Genomic DNA, 17,220 nt, shown 5'->3' with positions numbered 1-17,220 from the left:
AAATAGTTTTCATTTCTGACCATTTGTTATACATTAACTCTCGTAGGGTACAGAGGTAAGATGTTCTATCTTTCAGACCTTTTGTTTCACGTTATTGGATTAGGCTGATTCAGCCGCCCCAGTCAGTATTTGACTGGGGCGTTTTTTATTGGGCTAAAGAAAATATTCATCACTGTTTTTTACGAGAATTTAGGTGATACAAACACACTATTCTATTGCTGAGTAGTTACTTTGTTTCTTTTATAAACACCCAATTCTGTAACTGGCTAACAGTCACACTTTGATTATTTCTAATGAGAAATCAAGTTCGCCTCAAACACAAAGAATATGTTTAAATATTATTAATATTCATTATGTTATGTTGATTTTATTGGGGTGAGCCAGAGGAGTGTTCTGTGGGTGAGTGAATTGATGACTCTTTGACCTATTGAAAAGTTGGAGGGATTAAGGAATGCTTAGCAAAACAATAATAAATTACCTCCTACTTCTCTCCCGTTGCCCCACCAGGATGGTGGGGATTTTTCTCTTTGCCGTTCGCATTTGGATTTAAAGCCTATAAAAAAGCCCCACGATTAGGTAGGGCTCTGTTGGAGTCACGATTTTTAGTGTTCTTCTGAATTAGTGCTGTGCAGAATGGTCTGAATTCTCTTCTAAGTGAGTTGAGTCACACTCATCCATCTCTTCCACTGTTTCTTGCTCGGCTAAATGTGCGAGTGCGGGTGCAAACCACGTATCTAATTTGTTACGCAGCACATCGACGCCTAAGCCTTTCAATGATGAAAAAGCATCGACAGTGACATCGCCGCCAAAAGAGCGTGCCTCTTCACGAATTTTTAACACTTGAGCTTTACGTGCGCCACTTTTTAGCTTGTCCGCTTTAGTCAGTAGTACTAGTACTGGGATGTAGCAATCGACAGCCCAAGAAATCAATTGTTGGTCGAGATCTTTCATCGGATGGCGAATGTCCATTAGCACAACCAGCCCTTTTAAGCTCTTACGCTTTTGTAGGTATTCACCTAATGATTTTTGCCATTTTTTCTTTAGTTCCAAAGGAACTTGAGCAAAACCATAGCCCGGTAAATCCACAATATGACAACCTTCAGTGACTTTAAATAGGTTGATCAGTTGGGTTCGACCCGGAGTTTTACTGGTTTTAGCCAAGCTCTTCTGATTCGTTAAGCGATTCAACGAACTCGACTTACCTGCATTGGAGCGTCCTGCAAACGCAATTTCGATCCCTTCATCATCAGGTAGATGACGAATGTCAGGCGCACTGGTAATGAAATGCGTGTTTTGATAATGAATTTTTACGCTCACTGTTAACTCCATCTCGACTTTGTGTAGTCGATTGATTACTTTTTTGTGAAATTGTGTAAAATAACCGTGCTCGGCATAAGGTCGCCTATTGTACCATGAGTCGCCACTGAGAGTGAGTAGCAACTGCAAAGTGGTACTGGAAGCTTGATAATTATAAATGGAATGTCATGAAGAAATTAGCGCTAATCTTGAGTCTTTTAGCCAGCTGCTCAGTGTGGGCCCAAGGCAGCATTGAAGCTGGTAAAGCAAAATCCCAAACGTGTGTTGCCTGTCACAGTGCTGATGGCAATAGTCTACTTACAATCTATCCTAAAATTGCTGGTCAGCATGAGAAATACATAGAGAAGCAATTGCATGATCTCAAGCTGGGAATGACAAGCGGTGGCAAACAAGGTCGTTACGATCCCGTAATGAGTGCCATGGCGATGCCTCTTAGCGACGAAGATATAGCTGATCTTGCAGCGTATTTTGCATCACAAACTATTTCAGCGAACTCAACGCCTGAAGACGTTGCAGTGAAAGGAAAAGCACTTTATAGCGCAGGTGATGCAGAGCGTGGTTTAACCGCTTGTATTGCGTGTCATGGTCCACGTGGTAATGGTACTGAGCTTTCAGGTTTCCCTAAAATTTCTGGTCAGCATGCTGACTACATCAAAGCTCAACTGCAAAAATTCCGCGATGACGCTCGTAATAATGATATGAATGCCATGATGCGTGATGTCGCGAAAAAGCTCAGCGACACTGACATCGAAATACTTTCTAAATACGTTGGCGGCCTTCACTAAACCCTACACCGTTCGAGCACTGTTGTTTGAAAACGCCTTAGCACTGAGCTAGGGCGTTTTCTTTTGTGCCGAAGAAAACGTAATTTTTTGCTCAATGATCGGCTTACCTATCGCTTTTTTTATCTTTTTTTGCCTAGCTGGTGAAAAAATACGCGCTGACTCTCCACTCTAATGCCACTTTCTGGTATGTTGCGCATCCCTGTTTGAGGATGTTACATGCACATTTGCCCATTATGTTTTAGTGAACAAATAGTTCCTTATTTTGCCGATAAAGTTCGCCCTTATCTGCAGTGCCAACACTGTGCACTTGTGTTTGTTAGCCCTGAACATCGTCTTGATGAAAAAGCGGAAAAAGCATTTTATGATTTGCATGAAAATAACCCGCAGGATAGGGGTTATCGCCAGTTTTTGTCACGCGTTTGTGCACCGATGTTGGAGAGGCTTTCTCCGGCATCTAACGGGTTAGATTTTGGTTGTGGGCCGGGGCCAACCTTATCCATTATGTTGGAAGAGGCTGGGCACACAATGTCGTTATACGATATCTTTTTTCATCCAGATGAAAAGGTGTTGCAGGCGACCTATGATTTTATGACTGCCACTGAAGTGATTGAGCATTTACATAAGCCGCACCAAGTTTGGCAGCAATGGTTAAATTTAGTTAAGCCAGGAGGCTGGATTGGGTTAATGACCAAACTAGTCAAAGACGTGGAGGCGTTTGCTGGGTGGCACTACAAAAATGATCTCACACATGTGATCTTTTTTAGTCGTGAAACCTTCCAGTACTTGGCCAAGCGGGATGAGCTTGAACTTGAATTTATTGGTAATGATGTAATTTTACTGAGGAAACCCCAGTAATGAGCCGTAGTAAAAAATCGAGAAAGCCGGGTTCAGCCGGTGAAGGCGACGTGATTGTCACGCGTAATCGCAGTGAGGCAGATGTTGAAGGCCGTTTGCGTAAGCGAGTTAAAAAACAGAAAGGTCTGAAAGCGGGTAGCCGCCATTCCGATGGTTCAGATCAGCAGCAGCGAGAAGCCGCTAAAGCGCGCGATCCACGTTTAGGCAGCAAGAAAAAAATTCCTCTGGTGGTTGAGCCAGCGAAGAAAATGACCAAGCAAGAGCGTCGTTTGTCGGCTGAGCAAGAGCTCGAAATGCTGGAAAATGATGCGCAATTGAACGTGTTGCTCGATCGTATTGATAATGGCGAAAACTTAGGTGCCGGCTTACAAAAATACGTTGATGAGAAACTCGATCGTATTGAAGCACTGATGAAGCAACTTGGTCTGTATGCTGAAGAGCAAGAAGATGTTTTCGAACCAATCGTGACTGGCGGTAGTGCCAAAAAATCACGTTCAGATGATGATTTATTATCAGATTTTGAAGGCTTCGACCTAAATGATTTAAAAGGATAGAAAGTGCCATGAATGTAACCTTGTTAGCCATTGCTGGTGGAATCATTATTCTCGGCTTAGCGTCTTACGCTGGTTACCTTCTGCTGCAACTGAAAAAGCAAAAGGATTTGCAGCTTCAACATCAAACATTGGCCATTGAAAAACGCAATGCAAATATTTTTGATAGCGTAAATACGCTTTGCATGGCTGGGATTCAAGGCCAATGTGATCTCTCCGAGATCAGCATCCGTGTCTACTGCATTATGGATTATGTTCAAGGCGAACAGAGAATCGACTTTGATAGTTCGTATCCCGCTATTTCCGAACTTTATTCTATAGTGAAGGATATGCCGCGTGGCGAAGAGCGCAGCCAACTCGCTAAACAAGAGCGAATGAAGCATAACTTAGTGCGCCAAAAGGCGGAGGCCCGTTTAATGGATGCGATTGTTGAAGAGTTAAAAGTTCTGCAAAAACGCATTGCCCCTTTGAATAGTCAAATTCCGATTCAAATGATGTAATGGCTCGACTGCCTCTTTCGAGTGAGTGATCGCGTTAGCAGTTTAGAACATTTATACACAAATTTCGTTTTGTCACCCGACGTCCATCATTGTCATGTGGCAAAATAGCCCGTCAAAGTTTCGAACGGAAAGCACAGCATGTCTTCGCAAGTCGTACCCAGCCAACAGATCGTATGGGATCAAGCTGTTTTAGATAAGTATAACTATTCAGGCCCGCGTTATACCTCTTATCCTACAGCACTTGAATTCCATGAAGCATTTACTATTGCCGATTATGATATGGCGTGTGCCCAATACTCTGACAGGCCACTTTCGCTTTATATTCATATCCCGTTTTGTCACAAACTTTGTTACTACTGTGGTTGTAATAAGGTGATTACCCGTCATTCGCATAAAGCCGACGACTATTTGGATGTGCTCGAACATGAGATTCGCCAACGAGCCTCTTTGCTGCATGGCCGTAGAGTCACACAACTGCATTTCGGTGGCGGCACACCAACCTTTTTAACTCAATTGCAAATTAGCCGTTTAATGGCCATTTTGCGTGGTGAGTTCCGCTTTGAAAATGACGCAGAAATCAGTATTGAAGTTGATCCGCGTGAAATTGAGTTAGAGATGCTTGATCACCTGCGCAGCGAAGGATTTAACCGCCTGAGCATCGGCGTACAAGATTTCAACAAAGAAGTGCAAAAGCTGGTGAACCGCGAGCAAGATGAAACCTTTATTTTTGCTATGGCGGAACGAGCTAAACAACTGGGTTTTCGCTCAACCAACCTTGATCTCATATACGGCTTGCCTAAGCAGACTAAAGGCTCTTTTGCTAAAACATTAGCGCAAGTGTTGGAGATGAAGCCGGGTCGATTGTCGGTATTTAACTACGCGCACATGCCGCAGCTGTTCGCTGCGCAGCGTAAGATTAAAGATGAAGATCTACCTACGGCGGAAGAAAAACTGGCCATATTACAAGACACGATCGCGACCTTAACGGGTGCTGGTTATCAGTTCATTGGCATGGACCATTTTGCTCTGCCCAATGATGAGTTGGCCGTCGCGCAGCGTGAAGGCATTTTACATCGCAACTTTCAAGGTTATACCACGCAAGGTAACTGCGACTTAGTTGGCTTTGGTGTCTCAGCCATTTCAATGATTGGGGATGCGTATGCGCAGAACCAAAAAGAGCTGAAAAAATACTATGAGCAAGTCAATGAGTTACGTCATGCACTCTGGAAAGGGGTGGCACTGGATAGTGATGACTTACTTCGTCGCGAAGTGATCAAGCAGCTTATCTGCAATTTCAAATTGGATAAAAGCCAAATTGAAGCACAGTTTAACGTGACGTTTAATCACTACTTCAAGCAAGATCTTGAGTTACTACAAACTTTTATTGATGATGAGTTAGTGGAAGTCGATGAAAAAGAGATCCGCGTGACTTTGCGCGGGCGGTTGTTGATCCGCAACATCTGCATGTGCTTTGATAAATACTTGCGTGTTCGTGCTCGTCAGCAACAATTTTCGCGGGTAATTTAACGCCCTTACCATGAATCAAAAAGCCACTGCTCGTCAGTGGCTTTTTCTTTGAAAAGAGGGATGAGCTATGGTGTCAGGTATTTATGCGCTGCAACATCCCACAATGCTTTGATTAATGGGTTATCAAGCTGTGAGCGTTTGCAGCACACACCGAGCTGAAATGGTTTTACGGGGGCTAATTTAAGGCGCTGGATCTTATCTCTCACCGGGCTATTGTTGATCACCACATCTGGCGCAATGCCGATACCACAACCGAGCGCGACCATGCTGACAATCGCTTCATGCCCTGAGCTCTGCGCGTAAATATTGGGTTTGATCTTCATTTTTTTAAACCATGCATTGGCTCTATCTCTTGCCGTTCCCGCTTCAGGAACAATAAAAGGGACAACTGACCAATCGGGTGTGTCATTTTGCAGTTGTTCGATAAAGCTACTGATCCCGAGCGGCGCGATCACCGATAAGGGTATTTCACCAATCGTTTCAAATTCAACGCGAGCTGGTAGCTGTTCGGGCATGGCTGAAATGGCAATATCCGCTTCATCATTCAAAATCTTATCAATCGCTTGAGCAGGATCGCCAGTCAAGAGTTTGAACTCAATATACGGATGGCGAACTCGAAAATCGGACAGTAACTGAGGCAGGTGGCTGTAGCTGGCGGTGACTGAGCAAAACAAGCGAATTTCCCCTTGTAATACGCTGTTTTGGTTTTTCATTTGTACGTTATATTGCTGCCACTCTGTAATGATTTTGAGTGCAACAGGAACCAGTTTACTGCCTGCTGGCGTTAGCTCAACGCTACGATTATCACGCACAAATAAGCTTTGGCTAGTTTCTTCTTCCAGCTTCTGGATCTGCCGGCTGAGCGCGGATGGGCTGATGTGCATCGCGGCGGCGGTCTTACTGAAGTTTTTACTCTCACACAGATGGATAAACATCTGCAGGTTTTTAATGTTCATAAGTTAATCACATCACGTTGCATAAATTGCAATAACTAATTGTGAATATATCACTTTAAGCAACTTGATGTCTGCTTTAGTATCAGTTTATTCGGTTCTAGAAACCGACCTGATGGAAAGAATCTTTAAAGGAGAGCGCTAACATGGCTAACTATTTCAATACCCTAAATCTACGCCAACAACTTGACCAACTTGGTCGTTGCCGCTTTATGGATCGCTCTGAGTTTGAAAGCGAAGCCGAGTACCTCAAAGGTAAGAAAGTGGTGATTGTCGGTTGTGGTGCACAAGGTTTAAACCAAGGTCTAAATTTACGAGACTCTGGCCTTGATGTCTCTTATGCATTGCGTCAAGCGGCGATCGACGAACAGCGTCAGTCCTATAAAAATGCTAAAGAGAACGGTTTTGAAGTGGGTAGCTATGAAACGCTCATCCCTCAAGCAGACTTGGTCATTAACCTAACGCCAGATAAACAGCACAGCAATGTTGTCGAAACCATCATGCCGCTGATGAAAAAAGGTGCAGCATTGGGGTATTCTCACGGCTTCAACGTGGTTGAAGAGGGGATGCAGATCCGTAAAGACATCACGGTTGTGATGGTGGCGCCTAAGTGCCCGGGAACCGAAGTGCGTGAAGAGTATAAGCGTGGTTTCGGCGTGCCGACTTTGCTTGCTGTTCACCCAGAAAATGACCCTCAAGGTGAAGGTTGGGATATCGCAAAAGCTTGGGCGGCGGGAACGGGCGGTCATCGTGCTGGCTGTTTGGAATCCTCTTTCGTTGCCGAAGTAAAATCGGACCTTATGGGCGAGCAAACCATCTTGTGTGGCATGCTACAAGCGGGTTCGATTGTGTGCTATGAGAAGATGGTAGCAGAAGGTATTGACCCAGGTTACGCAGGTAAACTGCTGCAATACGGTTGGGAAACGGTAACCGAAGCGCTGAAATTTGGTGGCATCACTCACATGATGGATCGCCTATCAAACCCAGCAAAAATCAAAGCGTTTGAGCTGTCTGAAGAGCTTAAAGACTTGATGCGCCCACTGTACAACAAACATATGGATGACATTATTTCTGGTCATTTCTCTAGCACTATGATGGCTGACTGGGCTAACGATGATGCTGATTTACTGGGTTGGCGTGCTGAAACCGGTGAAACTGCGTTTGAAAACTACCCACAGTCTGATGTACAGATCACTGAGCAAGAGTACTTCGACAAAGGTATTTTGATGATTGCCATGGTTCGCGCTGGGGTTGAGCTGGCATTTGAAGCTATGACGGCTTCCGGTATTGTTGAAGAGTCAGCTTACTATGAATCCCTGCATGAGCTGCCACTGATTGCCAACACAGTAGCACGTAAGCGTTTGTATGAAATGAACGTGGTTATTTCTGATACGGCAGAGTATGGTAATTACCTGTTTGCCAATGTCGCAACACCGTTACTGCGCGAAAAGTTCATGCCAAAAGTATCTACTGATGTGATTGGTAAAGGCCTTGGTGAAAGCTCGAATTTCGTTGATAACGCGACCTTGATTGAAGTTAACGAAATTCTTCGCAACCATCCGGTTGAGTACATCGGTGAAGAGTTGCGCGGTTACATGACAGATATGAAACGCATTGCCGTCGGTGGCTAAAGGCTAATTCACCTTCCGGTGGTTAAGAAGGGGCCGAGAGTTCGCCCCTTTTGAATGACGAGAATGATGACGTAAAGCTCCAGACTAACTGGAGAGAATAAATACAAAAGCAAACACAATATAAAACAAAAGGCTTGGTCGCCGTTGACCAAGCCTTTTTTACTGGGAAATTTTTATCTCAACCGGGCAATATTATTTGGCGGTGATTTTCGCTTCTAGCTCGGCCAATTTTTGCTCCATTTCAGTGAGCTTTTGGCGAGTACGCATCAATACTTGAGTCTGTACATCAAATTCTTCACGGCTCACCACGTCCAATTTATTTAATTGGCCTTGGATCACTTGGCGAATTTTTTGATCAACGTCGGCACCCAAATCTTTTACGGGTTGAGGCATTGAATCGTGAATTTGTTTGGCAATTTGCTCAAGTTTTTTAGGGTCAAACATAGCGGCTTACACTCCTGTCAGTTTGTCTCCATTCTAAGCAATTGAGCTGAGAATGTCGTTATTCAAGGTAAGAAAAAGGCCACTGAGGTGGCCTTTTTTGAAGCAGTCTTAATTATATGGTGTTATTTATTTTCAGCGAGTCGGCGTTGTGCTGCTTTGGCCTCGTCAACTCTGGCTAGCTTTTCGAGGTCTTTATCCTCAACAAACACAGGCAGTGGCTTATGTTTTTCGGCTAGATAGCTGTAAATTACAGGCAGTACGAATAGCGTAAATAGTGTACCAATCGCAAGACCTGCCACAATCACAATACCAATACTAAAGCGCTGAGCTGCACCTGCACCCGTTGCGTACATCAACGGGATCAAACCTGCAATCATCGCTGCTGTCGTCATTAGAATTGGGCGAAGACGCACTTTGGCTGCCTCCATCACCGCTTCGATGCGAGACTTGTTATGGTGTAGCTGCTCTTCTTTCGCCACTTCACAAATAAGAATACCGTGCTTGGTGATAAGACCAACCAGTGTAATCAACCCTACTTGCGAGTAGATGTTCATGGTTGCTGCGCCCCAAGCCAGTGCAATTAATGCTCCGCAAATGGCGAGAGGAACAGATACCATGATAACCAATGGATCTTTTAACGACTCAAATTGAATCGCCAGTACCAAGAAGATGATGGCGAGTGCCAAACCAAAGGTCGCGTAGAGTGCGCTTCCCTCAGTCACGTATTGACGCGCTTCACCCATATAATCGTGGTTGTAGCCAGCGGGCAGTTTAGTCGCGGCAACATCCTCAAACCACGTAATCGCATCACCCATTGCAACTCCTGGGCCCGGTACACTTCCGACGGTTGCCGAGTTTAGCTGGTTAAAGTGCGGCAGTGAGCGCGGCTCTGCAATCACATCAATGGTAATTAGGCTTCCTAATGGGATCATTTTTCCGTCAACGGCACGCACAAAGTAGTGATTCATCGATTCAGGGTTGAGGCGATATTTACGTTCAACCTGTGGGATCACTTCATAAGAGCGGCCATTGAGATCGATGCGGTTGACATAGCCATCCGCCATCATGGTCCCTAATGTCGTGCCAATATCCTTCATCGTGATGCCATAAACCCCAGCTTTATCTTTGTCGATATTGATTTTCATCGTCGCAGAATCGTAATTGAGGTCTAAATCGGAGTACACAAACATCGGGCTTGCTTTCACTTCTGTTAGCACTTCAGTGGCAATAGCAAACAAACTTTCAAAGCTATTGGGTGTAGTGATGACAAATTGAATTGGCAATCCAGAGCCTGCGCCGGGAAGTTCAGGCATTTGGAAGGCCGTCACGGCCATGCCTGGAATATCTTGCACTAAGGTGCCGACTCGAGTGGCAACCTCAGCTTGGCTTGCCTGGCGTTCACTCCAAGGTACCATTGAGGCAATACCAAACGCTTGGTTGGAGCTTGGAACACCGGTAAAGACTTGAGCAAACTGGACTTCTGGCTGTTCAGACAGAATCGTATTCACGTCATTCATGGTGTTTTGTAAATAGTCCAAGTTCGCATTCGAAGAACCCGTACCAATTAACATGACCACGCCTTTATCTTCAGAAGGGGCAAGCTCACTTGGAATGAATTTGAACAGCATAGGCAGGCTGGCAAACACGATCACCGCAAAGGCAATCACGACAGGACGGCGCTGCATTACTTTCTCGAGTAATTTCGCGTAGCGGTTACTCATTGAATCAAGTAATCCATGCACTTTTTGTTCAAACTTGTTGGGCTCTTCGTGCGCTTTAAGCATTTTAGAACACATCATGGGTGAAAGTGTCAGTGCAACAATACCTGAAACAAATACAGCACCAGCCAGCGTGAGTGCAAACTCTTTAAAGAGTGAGCCTGTTATGCCACCCATCATCGCTATCGGTGCATAAACGGCGCCCAGTGTCAGCGTCATCGCAATTACCGGAACGGCGATTTCACGAGTACCAATAATCGCGGCACGAAATGGTGATTCACCCAGCTTAATGTGGCGGTCAACGTTTTCTAGTACAACGATTGCATCATCCACCACAAGGCCGATAGCCAATACCATCGCTAGCAGTGTCATCAAGTTCCATGAGAAGCCCATTCCCTGCATTACCATAGCAACACCAACTAAGGATAGTGGAATGGTAACAATCGGGATGATAACGGCACGTAAGGAGCCTAGGAATAGAGTAATGACGACAAGTACGATCAAGGCGGCTTCAGCGATGGTTTTTATGACCTCGTGGATCGATTCATTGATCGCTACCGTGGAGTCATACATCACGTTCATTTCGATGTTACTTGGTAGATTACGCTTTAACTGCGGTAACAGATCCAGCACATCTTGAGCAATGTTGATTGGGTTTGCGCTAGGTGCTGCGTTGATGGCTGCTACAACCGCTTCTCGGCCGTTTGCACTTGCGCGGTAAACATCATGGCTTTTTTCTAGCGTGACGTTTGCAATATCACCTAGGCGAATAACATTGCCGTCGCCCGTTTTAACCACCAGGTTTTTCAGCTCATCGACATTTGACACTTGCGTATCGGCACTACCGTTATACAGCACGAATTCGCCAGTGGCTTGTCCTGTTGCTGATTGATAGTTGTTGGCATTCAGCACGTTCATCACATCGCCCGCAGTGAGCTGTAGTCCTGCCATTTTTGCTGGATCAAGCCAAATACGAAGGGCATATTTCATGCCACCATACAAGTCAATCTTAGAGACGCCGTTGACGGTGAATATTTGAGGGTTAAATACACGCTCAAGATAGTCAGTAATTTGGCTTGAACTAAGTTCATCACTAGTGAAACCAATATACAGCACCGCGGTGGTTGAGCCGGTAGACATAGTTACCGTCGGATCTTCGGCCTCTTTAGGAAGCTGTGAGCGTACCGAGTTCGTTTTTGCTAACACATCTGAAAGTGCAGCGTTGGGATCGGTATTGAGCTTCATCGTTACGGTAATCGTTGATTTACCCAATACCGAAGAAGAAGTCATATAATCAATGTTGTCGGCTTGTGCGACTGCTTGTTCCAAAGGTTGAGTGATAAAACCTTGGATTAAGTCGGCACTTGCACCGTAATAGCCTGTACTCACTGTAACAACGGTATTCGTCATTTCAGGGTATTCACGAACCTGCATTTTGAAAATAGCTTGAAAACCAAGCAGAGCTATCAAAAAGCTGATCGATACCGCGAGCACTGGACGTTTTATAAAAACATCAGTAAAACGCATGATTCCTCCAATTACAGCATCGGTGTTTCAGCAGGTGGTGTAGTCGCATTACTTTCGACTACCCGAACTTTCGAATGGTTACTTAAGCGCACTTGACCTGAAGTGACCACGATGTCTCCATCTTGTACACCCTCTAAAATATGCGCCACAGCACCTTTGCGTTCACCTACTTTTACAACGCGCTGCTCTACTCGTTTAACGCCATCTTCTTCTTTCAACACGTAAACATTATCACCATACAGGGTGAAGGTAATGGCGGTTTGAGGAAGCGTGACTTGGTTTTCTAATTTCGGCAGGATGATGTTGGCACGAGCAAACATACCGCTGCGTAGTTTACCGTCACTATTTGGAATATCGGCTTGCACTTGGATTAAACCACTTTGAACGCTAACGGCAGGCTCAATCGCAGTAATGGAGCCTGTAAACGCTGCATTAGGATAAGCATCGATAAAAATATCTACTTGCTGGCCTAATGAAATACGTGAAATATCCGTTTGTGGAACGGTAAAGCGCAGACGCATTACACTGGTATCTTCCAAGCGAACAATATCGGTGCCTGGCTGTAGGTATTGGCCTAAATACACATTACGGATACCCACCACACCAGCAAAGGGAGCTTTGATTTCACGACGATCAATGGAAGCTTTTAAACTTTCAATATCTGCAGACAAAGAGTAGTAGTTTGCTTCGGCGTCATCATAAGCTTCTTTTGAAATCGACCCTTTAGCGAATAGACCTTTATAGCGTTCGTATTTCGCTTTTGCAGCAGGTAGGCGAGCTTGTGAGCTTTTTAAATTCGCTTTCTCAACCGCAGAATCAAGCAAAACTAAAGGTTGGTCTTCCTCAACTTGTGTCCCTGATTCAAATGAAATCTTATCGATCACGCCACTTGTTTCAGATGTCAGTGTCACGCCTTGATTGGGTTCAATAAAACCAATCGCTTCAATCACTGGGATCCAATCAACAGGAGTTACATCAGTCACTGTCACTGGAAATTCAGGTTCAGGACGGTTGGCCATGAATTCGGCAATTTTTTGTTGTTTAAACAGATTAAAACCTATCACGCTACCAAACAGTAGGAAGGCGATAAGTAACATAAAGAATGTCCACTTTTTCATTCTAGTCAGAACTCCAAGTTAGTGTTGAGTAATTGCATCCCAACTGGCGTCAATCACGGCACTGAGTGCGCTGTCATCCAGTTGATAACATTCCATCGCTTTTTTACGGGCAAGGGCGACCGTTGTTTCGAAGCTTAAAGCAGACAAAATCTGGTTATCCAACGGCTTGAATAATCCCTGCTCTTTACCTTGATCAAATAGTAAATCCACTTTGGCAAACATTTTTCGCTCAAGTTCCTTAACATTGCAACTGATTGTTGTTGGCAATGATTCATATTGAACTCGGTTGCTGAGTGTTGCACTGCTTGATTGTGCTAATTCCCAGATATTAAGCCACATCATTTTAAAGCGTTCTTTCAAAGGCATCTCATCATCAATATTGGCTTGCACCGCGTCAGCAATATGCTGACAAACGTGTAAGCGAACTGTCACAAGAAGATGATCTTTGTCATCAAAGTAACGGTAAATTGTTCCCGTTGCGACACCGGCTTCTTTGGCTAATTTGTGCATCGATAAGCCTTGAAATCCAGATTCAGCGATCAGCTTTTCAGCAGCCACCAATATCTGCTGGTACTTATCCACGTGAATACAGTTAGACATGCTGACATCCCACAGTGAATGAACGTTCATTCATTATAGACCAAACTATAGCCCCTTATGCAATACACTAGTGTAGTAAAATGACAAAAATCTTATGGTGAATGACGTAGTAATCAGTAAAGCGCGGCATTATCATAGACGGCCCAAATAAAAGTGATACGAGTACCTCATGAAGCTGAATCCAAGACAAGACGAAGCCGTCAAATATGTATCGGGCCCATGTCTAGTATTGGCGGGGGCTGGCTCGGGTAAAACGCGCGTAATTACCAACAAGATCGCTTACTTGGTTCAACAGTGTGATTATAAAGCGCGCAACATTGCTGCCGTTACATTTACTAACAAAGCCGCTCGAGAAATGAAGGCGCGGGTAGCACAAACGCTTGGAAAAGCTGAGTCAAAAGGGCTGCTCGTTTCCACATTTCATACTTTAGGCCTCAATATTATCCGTCGGGAATATAAATTTTTGGGCTTGAAAGCGGGGTTCTCTCTGTTTGACGACCAAGATCAGCTTGCGCTGCTCAAAGAGTTGACAGAGAAACAGCTCGAGGGCGATAAAGATCTGCTGCGCCAATTACTCAGCACCATCTCCAACTGGAAGAACGACATGTTGACGCCAGAGCAAGCGAAAGGTTTTGCTCAAGGTGAACAACAACAGCTGTTCGCTTACTGCTTCGATCTTTATCAAAAGCAAATGAAAGCGTATAACGCGCTCGATTTTGATGATCTTATTTTAATGCCGGTGCTGTTATTGCAAAACAACGCCGAAGTTCGTCAGCGTTGGCAAAACCGCATTCGCTACTTGCTGGTGGATGAATATCAAGATACCAATACCAGTCAATACGAGTTAGTGAAATTGTTGGTTGGAGAACGTGGCCGTTTAACCGTGGTGGGTGATGATGATCAATCCATCTATTCTTGGCGAGGGGCGAAACCGCAAAACCTCGTGTTGCTGGGGCAAGATTACCCAAATCTTAAACTGATTAAGCTTGAGCAGAACTACCGTTCAACCAGCCGTATTTTGAGAGCGGCCAATATTCTGATTGCCAACAACCCACACGTGTATGAGAAAACGCTTTTTTCTGAGATCCCTGAGGGTGAAAAACTCAAAGTTCTGCTGGCGAAAAATGAAGATCATGAAGCGGAGCGGGTCACTGGTGAACTGATTGCGCATAAATTTCTTAATCGCACCGAATATCGTGATTACGCGATATTGTACCGCGGTAATCATCAGTCACGCTTAATTGAAAAATCGCTGCTGCAAAACCGCGTGCCTTATAAGTTATCCGGTGGAACGTCATTTTTTGCCAGAGCCGAAATTAAAGACATCATGGCTTACCTCAAAGTGTTGGTGAACCCTGACGATGACAATGCTTTTTTACGCATAGTGAACACGCCAAAACGAGAAATTGGCCCAGTCACGTTAGAGAAATTGGGCAGTTACGCCAATATGCGTGGCAAAAGCTTGTTTTCGGCTAGTTTTGAACTTGGCTTAGAGCATCATTTGTCTGGAAGAGGGCTCGACAACTTGCGTCAGTTTACGCAATGGTTAGTGGCTATCTCAGATCAAGCTGAACGAGGCAATACCGTTGAAGCGGTGCGATCGTTAGTCCGAGATATTCATTATGAAGATTGGCTGTATGAAACCTCTTCCAGCCCCAAAGCGGCCGAAATGCGTATGAAAAACGTCTCTGATCTCTATTCTTGGATTGTAGCCGACCTTGAAGGTGACAACTATGACCAACAAGAAAAATCACTCAAAGAAGTTGTACAGCGCTTAACCCTACGCGACATGATGGAGCGAAGTGAAGAAGAGGATGAGAGTGATGCCGTTCAGTTGATGACACTACATGCATCGAAAGGTCTTGAATTTCCTTACGTTTATTTGATTGGCACTGAAGAAGGTATTCTTCCTCATCAAACCAGTATCGATGAGGACAACGTCGAAGAAGAACGTCGTTTGATGTATGTCGGGATAACTCGCGCGCAGCGAGAACTGACTTTCACTATGTGTAAAGAACGTCGTCAATACGGGGAACTGCTTAAACCCACACAAAGTCGCTTTTTGGATGAATTACCCTTTGACGATGTTGAGTGGGAACAGAGCAAAAAGCCAGTAAGTCAAGAAGAGCGCATGGCGAAAGGGCAAAGTCATATTGCTAATTTGCGCGCTGCCATGTTTAAGAAATAGTGCTTAAAAAATAATAAAAACAAAGGTTTGGAATTAAAGCCAACCCTTTGTTTTATAGGACTTAATGTATTAAAGACCTGCAATCATATGCTCAATGGCGGCAACGATTTCGTCGTCAGAGCAATCCATACAGGTTCCTTTAGCTGGCATGGCATTAAAGCCTTGCAGTGCATGATTTTTCAATACATCTTTACCTTGGGCGATACGTGGAGCCCACTCTTCGGCATTGCCAATTTTAGGTGCGCCACTGATGCCTGTAGAGTGGCAAGCGATACAAAATGTACCATAAACTTGCGCGCCATCACGAGGGCCTGTCGGCTCTGCCGCAACGGGTTCACTACCCGCTAAGTAAACATCACCTACAGGTTTAATGCGATCAGCAATGGCATCGTATTCAGCTTGGCTGGTTGCCAATGCAACACTAGAAAAGGTTAAAGCAGCGAATAACACGCTTATGATTCGTCGAGACATATCCATTAAACTCACTTTATATTCCAAAGGTAAGTTCATGCTTACCTATTTATACTTAGATTTAGAGTGTGGCTGATTTAAAAGCCATTCAAGCTGTTAAATCAATGTAAATATTGGGTGATTATATCCCGATAAGTTGTTGCAATAAACAACAAGTTGCGATCTTCAAGGGGTGAGTCACATCCTTATTATAGAGGTAATAATGGTTATCTGATGAAAAAGGCGTCAAACGATAAAAAAAGTTGAAAAAGTACTAGACGCCCTAGTGTGAACTCCGTATTATTCCACTCCGCCGATAGGGCATGCGCCCGTAGCTCAGCTGGATAGAGCGTTGGCCTCCGGAGCCAAAGGTCGAAGGTTCGAATCCTTTCGGGCGCGCCATCCGGATACTTATGTAAATAAGTAGCAAATTGGCAAAACAGTGGTGGCTATAGCTCAGTTGGTAGAGCCCCGGATTGTGATTCCGGTTGTCGCGAGTTCAAGTCTCGTTAGCCACCCCATTATTTGGTAACTTCGGTTTCCTTTCTTGGTGAAAGTCGAGAAAAAAAGATTTACATCGATGAATAAACTAGTTTGATAGTGCATCATGATGTTAGGAATAGCGTAGCAGAGAGTTCTCTCTCGTTTATTCCAAAAAATGAATTTGTATCGGTGAATAGCGCAGCTTGGTAGCGCATCTGGTTTGGGACCAGAGGGTCGGGGGTTCGAATCCCTCTTCACCGACCACTCTTCTTTTCTTCTCATTGGTTAAAAATGAAAAGAAAAATAACGGCAAGCAAGCGGTTATTGCAAAGTTTGATGGTGGCTATAGCTCAGTTGGTAGAGCCCCGGATTGTGATTCCGGTTGTCGCGAGTTCAAGTCTCGTTAGCCACCCCATTATTCGGTAACTTCGGTTTCCGTTCTTGGTGAAAATCGAGAAGAAAGAGATATATCGGTGAATAGCGCAGCTTGGTAGCGCATCTGGTTTGGGACCAGAGGGTCGGGGGTTCGAATCCCTCTTCACCGACCACCTTAATAAGCCTCAGTCGAAAGAC

Annotated in this window: 15 protein-coding genes and 5 tRNA genes; 13 read left to right on the top strand and 7 right to left on the bottom strand. The window is 44.6% G+C overall.

Annotation, left to right across the window (positions count from 1 at the left end):
- Positions 1 to 60 precede the first annotated feature (60 nt).
- The gene (gene spfP, locus DD616_RS17545; RefSeq protein WP_438356636.1) at positions 61 to 108 is read left to right on the top strand and encodes a small protein SpfP; all 48 of its coding nucleotides are present in this window, start codon (positions 61 to 63) and stop codon (positions 106 to 108) included.
- Between the two features lie 510 nt (positions 109 to 618).
- Here spfP and yihA read toward each other — a convergent pair.
- Positions 619 to 1,317: a ribosome biogenesis GTP-binding protein YihA/YsxC gene (gene yihA / locus DD616_RS06965; RefSeq protein ID WP_088733007.1), complete on the bottom strand. Its 699-nt coding sequence runs from the start codon at positions 1,315 to 1,317 to the stop codon at positions 619 to 621.
- Between the two features lie 167 nt (positions 1,318 to 1,484).
- On the opposite strand from yihA, the gene DD616_RS06960 reads away from it, so the two are divergent.
- From DD616_RS06960 to hemN, 5 genes are all read left to right on the top strand, one after another.
- Positions 1,485 to 2,102: a c-type cytochrome gene (locus tag DD616_RS06960; protein WP_013855644.1), complete on the top strand. Its 618-nt coding sequence runs from the start codon at positions 1,485 to 1,487 to the stop codon at positions 2,100 to 2,102.
- 216 nt (positions 2,103 to 2,318) lie between these two features.
- A complete protein-coding gene (locus DD616_RS06955) occupies positions 2,319 to 2,957 on the top strand; it encodes a class I SAM-dependent methyltransferase (protein ID WP_013855645.1) in 639 nt (212 codons plus the stop codon).
- Entirely contained in the window at positions 2,957 to 3,511 is a 555-nt protein-coding gene (gene yihI / locus DD616_RS06950) for a Der GTPase-activating protein YihI (protein ID WP_013855646.1), read from the top strand. The genes DD616_RS06955 and yihI overlap by 1 nt, the downstream gene beginning before the upstream one ends.
- Positions 3,512 to 3,519: 8 nt before the next feature.
- Positions 3,520 to 4,008 carry a DUF2489 domain-containing protein gene (locus DD616_RS06945; RefSeq protein WP_017042451.1) on the top strand — a complete coding sequence of 163 codons (489 nt, stop codon included), beginning with the start codon at positions 3,520 to 3,522 and terminating at the stop codon, positions 4,006 to 4,008.
- A gap of 138 nt (positions 4,009 to 4,146) precedes the next feature.
- Positions 4,147 to 5,535: an oxygen-independent coproporphyrinogen III oxidase gene (gene hemN / locus DD616_RS06940; protein ID WP_096036752.1), complete on the top strand. Its 1,389-nt coding sequence runs from the start codon at positions 4,147 to 4,149 to the stop codon at positions 5,533 to 5,535.
- 65 nt (positions 5,536 to 5,600) lie between these two features.
- Here hemN and ilvY read toward each other — a convergent pair whose 3' ends face one another.
- Complete coding sequence (gene ilvY, locus DD616_RS06935; protein ID WP_208872113.1) at positions 5,601 to 6,491, bottom strand: HTH-type transcriptional activator IlvY; 891 nt, start codon at positions 6,489 to 6,491, stop codon at positions 5,601 to 5,603.
- A 143-nt stretch (positions 6,492 to 6,634) separates the two neighbouring features.
- Between ilvY and ilvC the strand changes: the two genes are divergently transcribed.
- The gene (ilvC, locus tag DD616_RS06930; RefSeq protein WP_013855650.1) at positions 6,635 to 8,119 is read left to right on the top strand and encodes a ketol-acid reductoisomerase; all 1,485 of its coding nucleotides are present in this window, start codon (positions 6,635 to 6,637) and stop codon (positions 8,117 to 8,119) included.
- A 192-nt stretch (positions 8,120 to 8,311) separates the two neighbouring features.
- Here the strand turns inward: ilvC and ubiK are convergent, their stop codons facing one another.
- The 4 genes from ubiK to DD616_RS06910 form a co-directional block, all read right to left on the bottom strand.
- On the bottom strand, positions 8,312 to 8,563 hold the full coding sequence (ubiK, locus tag DD616_RS06925) for a ubiquinone biosynthesis accessory factor UbiK (RefSeq protein ID WP_010319855.1): 252 nt from the start codon (positions 8,561 to 8,563) through the stop codon (positions 8,312 to 8,314).
- Between the two features lie 122 nt (positions 8,564 to 8,685).
- On the bottom strand, positions 8,686 to 11,808 hold the full coding sequence (locus DD616_RS06920) for a multidrug efflux RND transporter permease subunit (protein WP_013855651.1): 3,123 nt from the start codon (positions 11,806 to 11,808) through the stop codon (positions 8,686 to 8,688).
- 11 nt (positions 11,809 to 11,819) lie between these two features.
- The gene (locus DD616_RS06915) at positions 11,820 to 12,926 is read right to left on the bottom strand and encodes an efflux RND transporter periplasmic adaptor subunit (RefSeq protein WP_013855652.1); all 1,107 of its coding nucleotides are present in this window, start codon (positions 12,924 to 12,926) and stop codon (positions 11,820 to 11,822) included.
- A gap of 18 nt (positions 12,927 to 12,944) precedes the next feature.
- The gene (locus DD616_RS06910) at positions 12,945 to 13,556 is read right to left on the bottom strand and encodes a TetR/AcrR family transcriptional regulator (protein ID WP_013855653.1); all 612 of its coding nucleotides are present in this window, start codon (positions 13,554 to 13,556) and stop codon (positions 12,945 to 12,947) included.
- A 139-nt stretch (positions 13,557 to 13,695) separates the two neighbouring features.
- On the opposite strand from DD616_RS06910, the gene rep reads away from it, so the two are divergent.
- Positions 13,696 to 15,714: a DNA helicase Rep gene (gene rep, locus DD616_RS06905; RefSeq protein WP_017048508.1), complete on the top strand. Its 2,019-nt coding sequence runs from the start codon at positions 13,696 to 13,698 to the stop codon at positions 15,712 to 15,714.
- A gap of 69 nt (positions 15,715 to 15,783) precedes the next feature.
- On the opposite strand, the gene DD616_RS06900 is transcribed toward rep, so the two are convergent.
- A complete protein-coding gene (locus DD616_RS06900) occupies positions 15,784 to 16,191 on the bottom strand; it encodes a c-type cytochrome (protein ID WP_088718017.1) in 408 nt (135 codons plus the stop codon).
- Between the two features lie 298 nt (positions 16,192 to 16,489).
- On the opposite strand from DD616_RS06900, the gene DD616_RS06895 reads away from it, so the two are divergent.
- The 5 genes from DD616_RS06895 (at position 16,490) to DD616_RS06875 (ending at position 17,195) form a co-directional block, all read left to right on the top strand.
- Positions 16,490 to 16,566, top strand: a tRNA-Arg gene (locus DD616_RS06895).
- A gap of 43 nt (positions 16,567 to 16,609) precedes the next feature.
- Positions 16,610 to 16,685: transfer RNA gene (locus tag DD616_RS06890), tRNA-His, on the top strand.
- Between the two features lie 149 nt (positions 16,686 to 16,834).
- Positions 16,835 to 16,911 (top strand) — tRNA-Pro (locus tag DD616_RS06885).
- Between the two features lie 75 nt (positions 16,912 to 16,986).
- Positions 16,987 to 17,062 (top strand) — tRNA-His (locus tag DD616_RS06880).
- Between the two features lie 56 nt (positions 17,063 to 17,118).
- A tRNA-Pro gene (locus DD616_RS06875) sits at positions 17,119 to 17,195 on the top strand.
- Positions 17,196 to 17,220 lie beyond the last annotated feature (25 nt).

This window comes from Vibrio anguillarum, from assembly GCF_003390515.1.
GTDB lineage: Bacteria > Pseudomonadota > Gammaproteobacteria > Enterobacterales > Vibrionaceae > Vibrio > Vibrio anguillarum.
The sequence above is the reverse complement of the archived record's forward strand: the minus strand, read 5'-3'. Positions and strand labels throughout refer to the sequence as shown.

What these genes read in the sequence shown, in the direction of transcription:
- DD616_RS06960 (WP_013855644.1), top strand. Translation starts at nt 1,485, where the DNA reads ATGAAGAAATTAGCGCTAATCTTGAGTCTTTTAGCCAGCTGCTCAGTG.
- DD616_RS06955 (WP_013855645.1), top strand. Translation starts at nt 2,319, where the DNA reads ATGCACATTTGCCCATTATGTTTTAGTGAACAAATAGTTCCTTATTTT.
- yihI (WP_013855646.1), top strand. Translation starts at nt 2,957, where the DNA reads ATGAGCCGTAGTAAAAAATCGAGAAAGCCGGGTTCAGCCGGTGAAGGC.
- DD616_RS06945 (WP_017042451.1), top strand. Translation starts at nt 3,520, where the DNA reads ATGAATGTAACCTTGTTAGCCATTGCTGGTGGAATCATTATTCTCGGC.
- hemN (WP_096036752.1), top strand. Translation starts at nt 4,147, where the DNA reads ATGTCTTCGCAAGTCGTACCCAGCCAACAGATCGTATGGGATCAAGCT.
- ilvY (WP_208872113.1), bottom strand. Translation starts at nt 6,491, where the DNA reads ATGAACATTAAAAACCTGCAGATGTTTATCCATCTGTGTGAGAGTAAA.
- ilvC (WP_013855650.1), top strand. Translation starts at nt 6,635, where the DNA reads ATGGCTAACTATTTCAATACCCTAAATCTACGCCAACAACTTGACCAA.
- ubiK (WP_010319855.1), bottom strand. Translation starts at nt 8,563, where the DNA reads ATGTTTGACCCTAAAAAACTTGAGCAAATTGCCAAACAAATTCACGAT.
- DD616_RS06920 (WP_013855651.1), bottom strand. Translation starts at nt 11,808, where the DNA reads ATGCGTTTTACTGATGTTTTTATAAAACGTCCAGTGCTCGCGGTATCG.
- DD616_RS06915 (WP_013855652.1), bottom strand. Translation starts at nt 12,926, where the DNA reads ATGAAAAAGTGGACATTCTTTATGTTACTTATCGCCTTCCTACTGTTT.
- DD616_RS06910 (WP_013855653.1), bottom strand. Translation starts at nt 13,556, where the DNA reads ATGAACGTTCATTCACTGTGGGATGTCAGCATGTCTAACTGTATTCAC.
- rep (WP_017048508.1), top strand. Translation starts at nt 13,696, where the DNA reads ATGAAGCTGAATCCAAGACAAGACGAAGCCGTCAAATATGTATCGGGC.
- DD616_RS06900 (WP_088718017.1), bottom strand. Translation starts at nt 16,191, where the DNA reads ATGGATATGTCTCGACGAATCATAAGCGTGTTATTCGCTGCTTTAACC.